The 13632-nt window shown below is 36.4% G+C and carries 16 protein-coding genes; 11 read left to right on the forward strand and 5 right to left on the reverse strand.

Annotated features, from left to right (window positions below; translation table 11 throughout):
- Position 1: 1 nt before the first annotated feature.
- Together F1560_RS06600 and def are read right to left on the reverse strand one after the other, a co-directional pair.
- Positions 2-211 carry a DNA-dependent RNA polymerase subunit epsilon gene (locus F1560_RS06600; RefSeq protein ID WP_149473844.1) on the reverse strand — a complete coding sequence of 70 codons (210 nt, stop codon included), beginning with the start codon at positions 209-211 and terminating at the stop codon, positions 2-4.
- A gap of 529 nt (positions 212-740) precedes the next feature.
- Complete coding sequence (gene def / locus F1560_RS06605) at positions 741-1292, reverse strand: peptide deformylase (protein WP_149473845.1); 552 nt, start codon at positions 1290-1292, stop codon at positions 741-743.
- A 304-nt stretch (positions 1293-1596) separates the two neighbouring features.
- Between def and F1560_RS06610 the strand changes: the two genes are divergently transcribed.
- The 5 genes from F1560_RS06610 (at position 1597) to lpdA (ending at position 8095) form a co-directional block, all read left to right on the forward strand.
- A complete protein-coding gene (locus F1560_RS06610; RefSeq protein ID WP_149473846.1) occupies positions 1597-2256 on the forward strand; it encodes a YkyA family protein in 660 nt (219 codons plus the stop codon).
- 1106 nt (positions 2257-3362) lie between these two features.
- Positions 3363-4406, forward strand: a complete 1044-nt coding sequence (pdhA, locus tag F1560_RS06615) for a pyruvate dehydrogenase (acetyl-transferring) E1 component subunit alpha (protein WP_245347735.1) — start codon at positions 3363-3365, stop codon at positions 4404-4406.
- A 3-nt stretch (positions 4407-4409) separates the two neighbouring features.
- Positions 4410-5387, forward strand: coding sequence for an alpha-ketoacid dehydrogenase subunit beta (locus tag F1560_RS06620; protein ID WP_149473848.1), 978 nt, complete (start codon positions 4410-4412; stop codon positions 5385-5387).
- A 23-nt stretch (positions 5388-5410) separates the two neighbouring features.
- Positions 5411-6685: a dihydrolipoamide acetyltransferase family protein gene (locus F1560_RS06625; RefSeq protein WP_149473849.1), complete on the forward strand. Its 1275-nt coding sequence runs from the start codon at positions 5411-5413 to the stop codon at positions 6683-6685.
- Positions 6686-6688: 3 nt separating this feature from the next.
- Complete coding sequence (gene lpdA, locus F1560_RS06630) at positions 6689-8095, forward strand: dihydrolipoyl dehydrogenase (protein WP_149473850.1); 1407 nt, start codon at positions 6689-6691, stop codon at positions 8093-8095.
- 45 nt (positions 8096-8140) lie between these two features.
- Here the strand turns inward: lpdA and F1560_RS06635 are convergent, their stop codons facing one another.
- Entirely contained in the window at positions 8141-8530 is a 390-nt protein-coding gene (locus tag F1560_RS06635) for a hypothetical protein (RefSeq protein WP_149473851.1), read from the reverse strand.
- A gap of 317 nt (positions 8531-8847) precedes the next feature.
- Here F1560_RS06635 and F1560_RS06640 point away from each other — a divergent pair, with 317 nt between their 5' ends.
- The 3 genes from F1560_RS06640 (at position 8848) to F1560_RS06650 (ending at position 10634) form a co-directional block, all read left to right on the forward strand.
- Positions 8848-9720 (forward strand): polysaccharide deacetylase family protein, encoded by an 873-nt coding sequence (locus tag F1560_RS06640; protein WP_149473852.1) that lies wholly within the window; start codon positions 8848-8850, stop codon positions 9718-9720.
- Positions 9721-9971: 251 nt separating this feature from the next.
- On the forward strand, positions 9972-10076 hold the full coding sequence (locus tag F1560_RS06645) for a GapA-binding peptide SR1P (RefSeq protein ID WP_149473853.1): 105 nt from the start codon (positions 9972-9974) through the stop codon (positions 10074-10076).
- Positions 10077-10367: 291 nt separating this feature from the next.
- Positions 10368-10634, forward strand: coding sequence for a UPF0223 family protein (locus F1560_RS06650; protein WP_149473854.1), 267 nt, complete (start codon positions 10368-10370; stop codon positions 10632-10634).
- Positions 10635-10784: 150 nt separating this feature from the next.
- Here the strand turns inward: F1560_RS06650 and F1560_RS06655 are convergent, their stop codons facing one another.
- The gene (locus F1560_RS06655; RefSeq protein ID WP_149473855.1) at positions 10785-11405 is read right to left on the reverse strand and encodes a YktB family protein; all 621 of its coding nucleotides are present in this window, start codon (positions 11403-11405) and stop codon (positions 10785-10787) included.
- A 349-nt stretch (positions 11406-11754) separates the two neighbouring features.
- On the opposite strand from F1560_RS06655, the gene F1560_RS06660 reads away from it, so the two are divergent.
- Together F1560_RS06660 and F1560_RS06665 are read left to right on the forward strand one after the other, a co-directional pair.
- On the forward strand, positions 11755-11952 hold the full coding sequence (locus F1560_RS06660; RefSeq protein WP_149473856.1) for a hypothetical protein: 198 nt from the start codon (positions 11755-11757) through the stop codon (positions 11950-11952).
- A 133-nt stretch (positions 11953-12085) separates the two neighbouring features.
- Positions 12086-12892 (forward strand): inositol monophosphatase family protein, encoded by an 807-nt coding sequence (locus F1560_RS06665; RefSeq protein WP_149473857.1) that lies wholly within the window; start codon positions 12086-12088, stop codon positions 12890-12892.
- Between the two features lie 11 nt (positions 12893-12903).
- Here the strand turns inward: F1560_RS06665 and F1560_RS22085 are convergent, their stop codons facing one another.
- A complete protein-coding gene (locus F1560_RS22085; RefSeq protein WP_187773654.1) occupies positions 12904-13074 on the reverse strand; it encodes a DUF5325 family protein in 171 nt (56 codons plus the stop codon).
- A 229-nt stretch (positions 13075-13303) separates the two neighbouring features.
- Between F1560_RS22085 and F1560_RS06670 the strand changes: the two genes are divergently transcribed.
- Complete coding sequence (locus tag F1560_RS06670) at positions 13304-13609, forward strand: YlaH-like family protein (RefSeq protein WP_149473858.1); 306 nt, start codon at positions 13304-13306, stop codon at positions 13607-13609.
- Positions 13610-13632 lie beyond the last annotated feature (23 nt).

Below are 13632 nucleotides of genomic sequence, written 5' to 3' on the forward strand. Positions count from 1 at the left end.
CTTATATGTTCTCCAACTGTAGTTTACCAGTTTCTTTCTCGTAATTTAGATGTGCCTCATCTAATGCTTGGATATATTCGATGTTATATTTCCGATCATTTAATTTCTTTCTTACCTCTCTGATTGAATCCGCTTCAACGTAGACACTCTTTGTACGTTCGCGGACAGGAACTTCATTCTGCTCCTCTTGATATAAAACTTTAAAAATCATTTCATCTCTCCTAACATAATTTCTATATTTTTTTGTTCAACTAATAGGAGCTATGCCTGTCATAGGCGATAACCCATTTTAAATTGGATGTTATTACCTTTCCGTAAAGCCTTCCATCTGGCATGTTTCCGTCGCAATACCAGTTTGTCTTTAAATCATTCGTTGGTGTGATTGGTTGCATCCTTGGTAGTCTTATTTAAAAGTTGTAGGTACACGTCCTTCTTTGCCTAAAAAGTCTCTCCACCGTTTCTTCAGCTTATCTTTTAGGCGCTTCAGCATGAGGACACACGTCTCCCTTCAGATATCTAGAAAAAGCAACAAAACATTCTACCGTCCAATCCTCTTATATACAGTATAGTACGAAATGAGGAAGATTTAAATAAAAATACATCATTTTTAAAAAAATAATCATAAACCCACACAAGTTCTATTTGTATTTTTATCTTTTACATGGAATGAAATCTTATACATTTTGGTACGGTGCGTTAATTATGAAAAAAGGTACCCGTCCATGACAGGCACCTCAGGTTTATTCGATTGCGGTGGAATTATCAGGAATTGCGAATGGATTATTTGGATTAATACGATCATAGAACATAACCCCATTGAGATGATCGATCTCATGTTGAAACACAACAGCAGGGTATCCCTTTAAACGAAGCTTCACTGGGTTTCCATCAAAATCAGTTGCCTTTACTGTAATTCTTGCGTGTCTTGGGACATAGCCTTCAACAGGACGATCCACAGAGAGGCATCCTTCTCCACTTGCTAAATAGGACTGCTCAACAGAATGACTGATGATTTTTGGATTCACTAAACCATAGCTATACAATTTTCCATTGAAATCTTCAAAATGAATCGCAACGAGTCTTTTTTCGATTCCGAGTTGAGGAGCAGCAAGCCCAACACCAGCTCTTAACTCATATTTCTTTGCGATCTCCTCATCCTGACTATTGATTAGAAATTGTAACATATCTTTTAACAATTGTTTTTCATCATCAGTAATCGGCAGATCTACTTCAGCTGCAACTTTTTTGAGAGAGGGATGACCTTCTCGAACAATATCTTTCATTGTTAACATAATAATCATTACTCCTTACTGGTTATAATCTATGTAATAGATGGTATGAAATTAGTAGACCCTTTTAAACCAAAAATAAATGCAGTATATTCTCTTATACTATACCATTGTATTATTCTAACATAACTTCGATGAATAAATCATAAATTATAATTGACAACACTTGACGGATAATACGCATTGTAAGGTAGGGCAAGCTCATCATTGGTAATCTAATTAAAGAACTCTCCACTGTATGTGAGATTAGTTTATGTTATACTTTAAAAATACTTAATGATAAATAGAAGACATGGGAGGAAGAAACGTGCATTTTAAGAAATCATTACTTATCTTATCAATTAGCTTGATGGTGTTGTTAGCTGCATGTAATGGGCAGTCTACGGAGGAACAGATACATAATCATCTTGAAGAAGCAGTTACGCTTGAAGAAGAATTTGAAAAGCAACAACGTGAAATTACGGACTTAGAATTAGAAGAACAGGATATTTATGATCAAATTATTGATCTAGGTATGGATGACATCGAAACGATTCAAGAACTATCGAATCAAGCATTAAAAATAATTGAACAACGTGTAGAAAAAATAGGACTAGAAAAAGATAGTATTGAGAGCTCAAAAGAAGAGTTCAATCAGATTGAAGCGTTACTGACGGATATCGAAAACGAAGGGCTTAAAGATACTGCTGAATCGATGTATGAAGTGATGAATAATCGGTATTCTGCCTATGAAGAACTTAATGATGCTTATATGAAATCTTTAGAACTAGAACAAGAGTTATATGAGATACTTCAACAAGAAGATCTTGAGCAAGAGACATTAACAGAACAAATTAATTCAATTAACGAAAGCTATGAGCAAGTGCTACAGCACAACGAAGCGTTTAATAATTACACGGTTGAATACAATGAATTAAAGAAAGAATTTTATGAAGCCGCAGATTTAACAGTTTCTTTTGAAGAATAAAATGGATTCGTTGAATTTTACACTCAATTTGTCCAGTTAATAAACTCGAACCATAAATTCAATTAAAGACAGATTCACGAACAGCATCTATAAGCTGTGTGGATCTGTTTTTTTGTGTGATTGAGTTATTATATAGAAATAAAAACTACTCAAAAAGATTTTTGGCTTACAGCTACTAGATAGAAAATACCAACTACCAATTAACGTGTAATAATGGTTTGTGTGTAAACCCGCTCCGGAAATACACTTCGCTTTTCGCGGGTGACCCGCAGAAGTCTTCGTGTATTTCCTACGCTAAATTTGCCCCTCTTCCTATTACTAACATAGTTTATCGAAACAGAAACGTTGCTTTAACCAGTCCGGGTGAGTGTAGGGCGGTGACTCCTGCGGGAATAGCACGTGTCTGAAGACTCACCGGAAGTGGTTTTCTTCCGGAGAGGCTGAAGCCGTGCCCGCGGAAAGCATCCGCCTGAAGCGATCCCGGACGGCGACAGTTGCTCCTACCAAAGCAGTTAGTTCGCAGTTTCCTTCAACTATAATCTTGTTAAACACTTAATAAAGATAATTTGTCAATTTCGAACGTTGAAAGATAGGTTACTGAATATATTGCTGAATCCATTTTACAGTTAGGAGAAATTAAATATACTACCTTAAAAAGTTCACCCCTTTTTGATATATAAAGCATTATATGGACTGCTCGACAAAAATTAACAACCAATAGGTACAGATTAGTAGTACAGATGGAAACCTATATTATAACAGTTGGTTCATAACGGTTATCAAATGTCTCGACTCTTAATGTAAATCCTTTCATTTGCTTAAAATGTATAGGCAAACTTATTGACCGAACATAAAAAATGGGTTACGATTTACTTGCAAGCGGTATTGTATCAATAAACTTTACATAATTTATGTAACAGGTTATTATTTAATATGGGCTATGATTAATTATGACCATAGTAGGGTACATCAATAATATATATTTTTTTGTAGAGATTTACCTTATTCTGGGTAGGCTAGGAAAGACAATAATATTAAAGGTATAAGAAAGGAAGAGGTGAACCATTTTGAAATATGTACTTGATAATGTTGAAAGTCAATTCGAAATGTTCCAGATTCTAAATGAAGATGGGAAAATTGTGAATAAAAATAGTATGCCAGATCTATCGGATGAGGAATTGAAAGAGCTTATGCGTCGTATGGTTTATACACGTATCCTTGACCAGCGTTCAATTGCTTTAAACCGTCAAGGTCGATTAGGTTTCTATGCTCCGACAGCAGGTCAAGAGGCTTCACAACTAGGAAGTCAATTTGCTTTGGAAAAAGAAGATTTCATTTTACCTGGATATCGTGATGTTCCACAGCTGATTTGGCAAGGTCTACCATTATACCAAGCCTTCTTATTCTCGAAAGGGCATTTTCATGGAAACCAATTCCCTGATGAATTACACGCACTAAGCCCTCAAATTATTATTGGTGCACAATATGTTCAAGCAGCTGGTGTTGCTTTAGGAATTAAAAAACGTGGCAAGAAAAATGTTGCGATCACATATACAGGTGACGGTGGTACTTCGCAAGGAGATTTCTATGAAGGAATTAACTTTGCAGGTGCATACAAAGCGCCAGCAATTTTCATTGTACAAAATAACCGCTTTGCGATTTCCGTTCCAGTTGAGAAACAAACAAATGCGAAGACATTAGCTCAAAAGTCTGTTGCAGCTGGTATTGAAGGAATTCAAGTTGATGGTATGGACGTGTTAGCAGTTTATGCAGCAACACAAGCAGCTCGTGAGCGTGCTATCAATGGTGAAGGTCCAACTTTAATTGAAACATTAACATACCGCTTCGGTCCACATACGATGTCTGGTGATGATCCAACTCGTTATCGTACAGAAGACATGGATAACGAATGGGAAAAGCGAGATCCACTTGTTCGTTTCCGTAAATTCTTAGAAAGCAAGAAGCTTTGGACAGAAGAAGATGAAAATAAAGTAATTGAAGAAGCAAAAGAAGATATTAAAAAAGCAATAAAACAAGCAGAAGAACAACCAAAACAAAAGGTTACTGATTTAATCGGTAATATGTTTGAAGAACTTCCATCTAATCTACAGGAGCAAATGGAAATTTATAAAGAGAAGGAGTCGAAGTAAATCATGGCACAAATGACAATGATTCAAGCAATCACAGATGCAATGCGCGTTGAATTGAAAAATGATGAAAATGTGCTTGTGTTTGGTGAAGATGTTGGTCAAAACGGTGGAGTATTCCGCGCTACAGAAGGTTTGCAGGATGAATTCGGTGAAGACCGTGTATTCGACACCCCTCTTGCAGAATCAGGAATAGGTGGTCTAGCGATTGGGCTAGCTTTACAAGGTTACCGTCCAGTTCCGGAAATTCAATTCTTTGGTTTCGTGTATGAAGTAATTGATTCCATTAGTGGTCAAATGGCTCGTATGCGCTACCGTTCTGGTGGACATCATACAGCACCAATTACGGTTCGTGCTCCATTTGGTGGTGGTGTACACACGCCTGAAATGCACGCTGATTCACTTGAAGGATTAATGGCACAGCAACCAGGTCTTAAGGTTGTTATTCCATCAACTCCATATGAAGCAAAAGGGTTGTTAATCTCAGCAATTCGCGATAATGATCCAGTTATTTTCTTAGAGCATATGAAGCTTTATCGTTCTTTCCGTGGTGAAGTTCCTGAAGGGGAATACACAGTAGAAATTGGAAAAGCAGATGTGAAAAAGGAAGGAAATGACGTTACATTAATTGCTTACGGTGCAATGGTGCATGCATGTCTAAAAGCAGCAGAAGAGCTTGAAAAAGACGGAATTAGTGCTGAAGTTGTCGATCTACGTACGGTGTCACCAATTGATTATGATACGGTTTTAGAATCTGTGAAGAAAACAAACCGTGTTGTTGTTGTGCAAGAAGCTCAACGTCAAGCAGGGGTTGCAGCAAATGTTGTTGCTGAAATTCAAGAAAGAGCAATTCTGCATCTTGAAGCACCTGTATTACGAGTAGCAGCAGCAGATACGATCTATCCGTTCTCTGATGCTGAAGAAGTATGGTTACCAAACCATCAAGATATTATTGAAAAAGTAAACATTGTAATTAATTTCTAAATATGAGATAGGAGGTAAGATGTATGGCATTTGAATTTAAATTCCCAGATATTGGGGAAGGTATTGCTGAAGGCGAAATCGTAAAATGGTTCGTTAAAGAAGGCGATGAAATAAAAGAGGACGACGTACTATGTGAAGTCCAAAATGATAAAGCTGTTGTTGAGATTCCTTCACCAGTAGAAGGATCAATCAAAAAAATACATGTTGCAGAAGGTGAGGTAGCAAATGTAGGGAATGTATTTGTTACCATTGACGCGGAAGGCTATGAGTCAGATGATAGTGGACAGGACACAGAAGAAGCATCAGCTGACAAACAAGCAACAGAAGAGCCTGCAAAAGAAACTTCTAAAGAAACAAAAGAAGTAGTAGCAGAAACAGAAGGTAAACGTGTTATTGCGATGCCATCTGTAAGAAAGTATGCTAGAGAAAATAACGTAACCATCGAGGAAGTTACTGGTTCAGGTAAAAATGGTCGTATTTTGAAAGCTGATATTGACAGCTTCTTAAGCGGTGACCAACCGGAAGAGCAAGCAGAACAAACAGAAGAAGCAGCAGAAACACAAGATGCGAAACCAGCTGCAGTTCCAACTGGAAGCTACCCAGAAACACGCGAGAAGATGACAAACATCCGTAAAGCGATCGCAAAAGCAATGGTTAACTCAAAATCAAAAGCACCACATGTTACGCTAATGGATGAAATCGATGTAACAGAGCTTGTTGCACATCGTAAGAAATTTAAAGCAGTGGCTGCAGAACAAGAAATTAAATTAACGTACTTACCATATGTTGTAAAAGCACTTGTGTCAGCGTCTAAGAAATTCCCGATCCTAAACTCTTGGATTGACGACGCAACAGATGAGGTTGTTCAAAAACATTATTATAATATCGGTATTGCTGCTGATACAGACAAAGGTCTACTCGTACCAGTTGTAAAAGATGCTGATAAAAAATCCATCTTTGAAATTTCTGCGGAGATAAATGAATTGGCAGGAAAAGCTCGTGATGGTAAACTGAAACCAGATGAGATGAAAGGGGCTTCCAACACAATTTCAAACATTGGTTCAGCGGGTGGACAATGGTTTACTCCAGTATTGAATTACCCAGAAGCTATCATTCTTGGAATTGGCCGTATTGCTGAAAAGCCAATTGTTCGTGATGGGGAAGTTGTCGTAGCTCCAGTTCTTGCTTTATCTCTAAGCTTTGATCATCGTATCGTTGATGGTGCTACTGCACAGTTAGCTTTAAACCAAATCAAACGATTACTAAATGATCCGCAACTAATTATGATGGAGGCGTAGGTAATGGTAGTAGGAGATTTTCCAGTAGAAGTAGATACGCTAGTTGTGGGAGCAGGACCAGGCGGCTATGTTGCTGCTATCCGTGCTGCACAATTAGGGCAAAAAGTAACAATTGTTGATAAAGGTACTTTAGGTGGAGTTTGTCTTAATGTTGGATGTATTCCATCAAAAGCATTGATTCAAGCAGGTCATTTAGCGGAAAGTGCTAAAGGCTCTGAAGAAATAGGAATCAAAACGGAAGGTGTAACGATCGACTTTTCCAAGGTTCAAGAGTGGAAAGGTAGCGTTGTTAAAAAATTAACTTCTGGTGTTGAAGGTCTTCTTAAGGGAAATAAAGTAGACATCGTAAGTGGAGAAGCCTACTTCGTTGATAAAAACACTGCGAAAGTGATGGATGAAAAATCTTCCCAAACGTATAAATTCAAACATTGTATTGTTGCAACTGGTTCATCACCAATTGAAATTCCAACATTCAAATTTTCAGATCGTGTACTAGATTCAACTGGTGCATTGGATTTGAAAGAAGTTCCTAAGAAATTAGTTGTCATTGGTACAGGCTTTGTTGGAAGTGAGCTTGGATCTGCTTATGCAAACTTTGGAACAGAAGTTACTTTCCTTGAAGGTGCCAAAGATATCCTAGGTGGATTTGAAAAGCAAATGACACAGCTCGTTAAAAAACGTTTGAAAAATAAAGGCGCTACAATCATTACGGAAGCAATGGCTAAAGGTGTTGAAGAGTCAGCTGATGGTGTAAAAGTTACGTATGAAGCTAAAGGAAAAGAAGAAACAGTTGAAGCAGATTATGTGCTTGTAACGGTTGGTCGTCGTCCAAACACTGCAGAAATCGGCTTAGAGCAAGCTGGAGTTGAGCTTGATGAAAAAGGACTTGTTAAAATCGATAAGCAATGTCGTACTTCTGTAGACAATATATTTGCAATCGGTGATATCGTTGCTGGTCCTCCGCTTGCTCACAAAGCATCCTATGAAGGGAAAATTGCTGCTGAAGTAATTGCTGGAGAAAAATCTGAAATCGATTATCTAAGTGTACCAGCTGTTGCCTTTACGGATCCAGAGCTTGCAACTGTCGGAATGACAGAAAAAGAAGCGAAAGATGCTGGATATGATGTGAAAGTTGGGAAATTCCCATTTGCAGCGAATGGTCGTGCATTATCCTTGAATAATAGTGATGGATTCTTGAAATTGATCACGCGTAAAGAGGATGGCTTAGTAATCGGTGGTCAGATCGCTGGTCCAAACGCTAGTGATATGATTTCAGAAATCGGACTTGCTATTGAAGCAGGAATGACTGTAGAAGATATCGCATTAACCATCCATGCTCACCCAACATTAGGTGAAATTACAATGGAAGCTGCAGAAGTAGCACTTGGAACTCCTATTCACATGTTGTAGGACAAAGAATAGATATGAATAGTTAGTAAAAAGGATGCCCTTTTATTAGTTCAGGGCATCCTTTTTATTTTCTTCTAAAGTGACCTCTAGTTGCTCCATAATTTCATTTTTTGGCATATTACGAGATAGATGTGCAATTGTCTGTCCATTTTTTTGAATGACTAGAGTGGAACCGGTAGTATCTAAAGGGATATCCATTTCAGCGGGATCAATTTCCACCGTTTTTGCATCCGTAAATTCGGTAGGATATTTTGCTTTTAATTCAATAATTGCATCAACGTATATATCATCAATTTCTTCAATGGATTCCTCTGGGATGATCATGACATTATATTCCGAAGGATTAAACGAAATGGCCTCAACAAGTTCATCTTTATGTTGTTGGCAACCTAAAAGTAATAATAGAGTAGGAATGATCAATAATAACTTGTTCATCGACCTTTATTCACTTCCCTCATTGTGAATTTATCTTATGACTGTGTAAGGATAGTTTATCAAAAGAATATTTAACTTTAGCTATTGTTATGGAACTGTTATTGAAATGAAAAGCTATTGTCGATAAATGTAAACATGAAGCAACATTGTTTTGGGTATATAATAGAAGTGGATTATATTGGTATCCCGTGCAGTCATTTCCTGGTTTAATTAGTTTGGATCATTTGTTCGACATGAATTGGGAATGACAGTTGTTTCACGAATACTTTATAATAAATCTAGTAATCTATTTTTACAGTTAGGAGGAGGTTTTACATATGAAACGTATTACATTTATTATCCTTGTTATTGGCCTTGCGATTCTTTCAGCTTGTGCAAGTGATACGGAAACGACGAGTCAAGGGAAAACATCATCTACAAATAAAGAAAATGAAGAGCAAGAACAGCCATCAGAGGGCGAAAAGCCAGATGAGGATAAGCTAACGGAAGAAGATGCAGGAGAAGAAGTGGTTGAGGATGATCCCCCTGTTGAAGCGCAATATACGATTTCAGAGAATTGGTCATTAATCCCGTTAGAAGAAGGAATTAATGAAGATATTGTCTTGTTGACGATTGATGATGCTCCTGATGAAAATGCTGTTGAAATGGCTAGTACTTTAAAGGAATTAGATGCAGGGGCGATATTCTTTGTAAATGGACATTTTATTGATACACCTGAGGAAGAAGAAATGCTCAAGGAAATTCATGAAATGGGCTTTATGATTGGAAATCATACATTTAGCCATGCCACATTACCAGAAATATCGGAAGAAGAACAAAAAGAAGAAATCATAAGTCTGAGTGATCGGATAGAAGAGATTATCGGTGAACGGCCATTATTTTTCCGAGCTCCACATGGTGCCAACACAGATTATGCTATTAAAGTTGCAGAAGAGGAAGGCATGACCGTTATGAACTGGACTTATGGATATGATTATTTTCAACCATATATGGATGCAGAAAAACTTGCAGAAGCGATGATTTCAGGGGAAGGTCCAGAAGTGGATGTCCCATATTCGTTGTTGAAACCAGGAGCGAACTTACTAATGCACGATCGCGAATGGACAGCTGAAGCATTGCCTAGAATTGTTGAGGGGTTACGGGAAAAAGGCTATGAAATGCTTGACCCAGCACTTATAGAAACAAAATGAAAAATCAAAGCTAATACATTTTTATAATAGTGGTTACATTTCACATGAATTGTTAACATATAATGGACACAACCATAAGTTTTATACATATGGTTGTGTCTTTTTATCTAGAATTCATAGTTATATGTAATAATGTCCTGTTATTCAGTTTAAAACCCTTAATATGTTATACTAATTAACTATTGACTCTTTTAGTGTGACATATTATAATGTGAATATGTTATCGCTAAACGCGAAAAGGAGATGACTTAATGGGTACAATAATTTGTCAGGATTGCCAACAGGTTATTGAAGATTACGAAGATGAGAAAGTAACAACTCTTTACGGTACATGTCCTACTTGTGATGAAAAATAATACAAATATAGGATAAGCTGCATTATTTGATGTAGCTTATTTTTTTGTGTTCAATTTATCTTGTGTAAATTGGCGATAATCAGTTTTTTGTAAATATAAATTCTTGTTAGTGAGGCGTTATTAATCCAGTTGCAGCAGGCATTTCTTGTCAGTAAAACTTTCACTAGGCACGCATCATTTAACTTAGAGTTATGAATATGTATTATAATAAGTATGATAAAGAAGTATATGATAAACTTATTTATTAGGAGCTACTGTACATGCAGGGTATTTAATGAGGTGAATAAAACAATGAATTACGAGTATCCGATTGATGAAACATGGTCAACTGAAGAGGTTATTGACGTTGTGAATTTTTTTTCGCTCGTGGAAAAAGCTTATGAAAATAAAGTTAGTCGTGCGGAGGTATTACTGCTTTATCGGCGATTTAAGCAAATTGTACCTTCAAAAAGCGAAGAAAAGAAACTGTTTTCGGCGTTTGCAGCAACTTCAGGTTATTCCAGTTACCATACTGTGAAAAGAGCAAGAGAGTCAGGAGATGACTTTATTAAAATGTAGTTATCCCCGTTGTTTAAAACGAAAGACATTTATTCGGCAACACGAAGCGAATAAATGTCTTTCGTTTTTCTTAAGGTTGTTAGTCGTGTTTGTGCATACAAGTAATAAATTGTGGATGCATTCGCAAAATGGGTTTTAAAGCTAGGGCAACTAGTTACGTGATTGTACTGCTAATTGATAAAATGGAATTAATGTATGAAAGGTTTGCTTCGCCGTATCGAGTAAATCATTTCCATTTGCTGCTAAATCACTTTCAGCTGGAACATGAATTCCGATTAAAAACTCTGCCTTTTTTACGTCTCTGAAGCGTTCAAGGTGTTTCATCTCCAATTCCTGAAGTGGAATCGAGTCTTTATTCATATGGTCTAGAGATACAACGAAATTGTCTGGAAGCTGTTTAATTTTATCATACGCTGCGATAAAGGACTTCGCAATTTCTTGCTTATTTGGTAACTCATAAATTAACGCTAGCCACATGAATAGATGATCGTCAAAGAGACCTATTTGAAAGTGTGGGTGCTTTTTGTAACCTCGTTTGTTATCTGCTATTGCCAACCAAGTATCTTTTGGTGGATTTACAGTTCTTCTAGCGTGTTTAGCGATATGTAAATACATTTCATTTCCTAATTGTGCTGCTACATAGTCAGCGAGTTCGGATCCGATTTCTTGGAATTTAGGCTGAATTCTTGTCTGGATTGCCTCCATTCTTTCATCGAGACCATCTATTGTAAATGTTTCAAAATCTTCGCGTTTAAATCCTTGAAAAGTCAAAAACGTCATTCCTTCCTTCATGTTATTTATAATAATTATTATTAATTATTGTGGGGTGTAAGTCAAGCTATACATATTTGAGCTAATAAAATAATCCCGCGATAGAAGATGTTTGGAAAGCATAGCGATAGTGAAAGCTAATACAAGTAAGCATTCTTTTCCCATGAAATCAACCTTTAAAATAGAACTGGAATTCTCAGGCTATGTTTAAAAGTGCTAAAACCGGGAAATGATAATAAAAATAATCATTAATTTCAGAAAAGCTATGAACATTATAATTCTAAGGTCATAAGATAAAGAAAACAGATGTAACTGATAAAACAAGCTATTTGAAAAGGGAGTGGCGAATTTGAAATATGTTATGGAAGCACTGAGAAGAAAAGAAGCAGAAGAGAGATTGCCTGTCATTCGAATGGAAATTGATTATGAGCTAGTTACACTTTATGATGCGATGCAAGCCAAAGATACGGTTTCAATGATTAAAGCGAAGGAACGTTTAGAGGATTTAAGGAAACAGATGTTACAAATTGAAAATGAGCACGCTTAATAATTGACCCCAATATGTATTGGAAGCATTAGTGAAATACTCGAATACATATTGGGGTCATTCAAATACAATGACGGAAACCCTTCCTTTTGTTACAATTGAAATTATAATTCTGAAAGTGGAGGGCGTACATATGGATAAAGCGATTCGTAATGATATATATGAACAGGCGGTAAAATGGGTATTGGAAGCAGGAACAATCATTCGAGATGAAATGAATGCCCCGTTAAGTATTGAAACGAAATCAAATCCGAATGATCTTGTTACGGTATTAGATAAACGTATAGAAGCGTATTTTGTCCAGAAAATAAAAGAAAAATATAGCAACCATTTTATTATTGGGGAAGAGGGCTATGGTGATTCGGTTACGTCACTTGATGGAACGGTTTGGATTATTGATCCAATTGATGGGACAATGAACTTTGTTCATCAAAAAAGAAATTTTGCAATTTCTGTTGGGATTTATCAAGATGGAATTGGTGAAATAGGAATCATCTATGATGTCATGTCAGATATTTTATACCATGCGAAAAGGGGCGAAGGTGCTTATAAAAATGAGCAAGAATTGCCTCAGCTTAAATCAAACGTAAAATTAACGAATGCTATTATTGGAATGAACCATTTTTGGCTTTGTGAAAATAGACTTGTAGATGAAAAAACGATGCAGGAGTTTGTAAGGAAAGTACGTGGGACGAGAACCTATGGTTCTGCTGCGTTGGAGTTCGCTTATACGGCAGAAGGAATTGAAGATGGATATCTATCATTAAGACTTTCTCCATGGGATGTTGCAGCTGGTATTGTGATTGTAAATGAAGTAGGTGGCGTTACGACAGATATTGCTGGTAATGAAGTTAATATGCTTGAGAAATCATCAATTCTTGCTTGTAACCCGATTTTGAAGGACGACTTAATAGCGTTTATACAAAGTGGAAGAAAGTGACAAGGTGCTCGTCACTTTCTTCTTTTTTTTAGAGATAAACCATAACCAAAGATTGCGAATCCGAGTATTAGGAATAATAAGATAAACCAAATATTGCGGAAAGCGATAGCGAGTCCAACAAGAAAGAACATCGCAACTACAAGAATGGCTAATAAAAGCATTGGAATATTAATATTCTTCATATAAGCACCTCTATTTCATTAAATAGTATATATGAAAAGTGCGTTTTCTTCAAAAAATAGAAATATAGACTGCTTGTTTTATAACAAACATATAAGGATTACCCTTTTAATTAATAGATTTATTAGTTTATATGTATGATTTTATTAGTAAAGCTTCGCTTGTCAGTGGCAGGAATGTGAAAGATTTAGTATGATAATAGAAGAGCTTAGTGAATATTGGGGGATACATATGGATGGCTTTAGGTTTGTATTTGATTATGTAGTAGAACGAAATGGGATAGAAAATATATTTTGGATATTTTATGTAATGAATTTTATTCTTTGCGCGATTGCTTATGAACTTGGATTTGCTCGTAAGCTGCCACTATCTAAAAAGGTTTTCGTATATATTCTATTGTTAATTGGAACGTATATATTAACGATTTTTACAACAGTGATGCGAATGCCAACAATTGAAAGTCTTATCGTCATTATTTTTATACTTGCTGTTTATAGAATTAGACTCCATTTCCAAAGAAAAGCAAATAATGAATAAAAAAAACGCCGTCATCGGCGTTT

The sequence above is a fragment of the Oceanobacillus polygoni genome, from assembly GCF_008304605.1.
In the GTDB taxonomy this organism is placed as follows: Bacteria; Bacillota; Bacilli; order Bacillales; family Amphibacillaceae; genus Oceanobacillus; species Oceanobacillus polygoni.

Coding starts and splice junctions, on each gene's coding strand:
- F1560_RS06600 (WP_149473844.1), bottom strand. CDS start 211: ATGATTTTTAAAGTTTTATATCAAGAGGAGCAGAATGAAGTTCCTGTC.
- def (WP_149473845.1), bottom strand. CDS start 1,292: ATGTTAACAATGAAAGATATTGTTCGAGAAGGTCATCCCTCTCTCAAA.
- pdhA (WP_245347735.1), top strand. CDS start 3,363: ATGTTCCAGATTCTAAATGAAGATGGGAAAATTGTGAATAAAAATAGT.
- F1560_RS06620 (WP_149473848.1), top strand. CDS start 4,410: ATGGCACAAATGACAATGATTCAAGCAATCACAGATGCAATGCGCGTT.
- F1560_RS06625 (WP_149473849.1), top strand. CDS start 5,411: ATGGCATTTGAATTTAAATTCCCAGATATTGGGGAAGGTATTGCTGAA.
- lpdA (WP_149473850.1), top strand. CDS start 6,689: ATGGTAGTAGGAGATTTTCCAGTAGAAGTAGATACGCTAGTTGTGGGA.
- F1560_RS06635 (WP_149473851.1), bottom strand. CDS start 8,530: ATGAACAAGTTATTATTGATCATTCCTACTCTATTATTACTTTTAGGT.
- F1560_RS06640 (WP_149473852.1), top strand. CDS start 8,848: ATGAAACGTATTACATTTATTATCCTTGTTATTGGCCTTGCGATTCTT.
- F1560_RS06645 (WP_149473853.1), top strand. CDS start 9,972: ATGGGTACAATAATTTGTCAGGATTGCCAACAGGTTATTGAAGATTAC.
- F1560_RS06650 (WP_149473854.1), top strand. CDS start 10,368: ATGAATTACGAGTATCCGATTGATGAAACATGGTCAACTGAAGAGGTT.
- F1560_RS06665 (WP_149473857.1), top strand. CDS start 12,086: ATGGATAAAGCGATTCGTAATGATATATATGAACAGGCGGTAAAATGG.
- F1560_RS22085 (WP_187773654.1), bottom strand. CDS start 13,074: ATGAAGAATATTAATATTCCAATGCTTTTATTAGCCATTCTTGTAGTT.
- F1560_RS06670 (WP_149473858.1), top strand. CDS start 13,304: ATGGATGGCTTTAGGTTTGTATTTGATTATGTAGTAGAACGAAATGGG.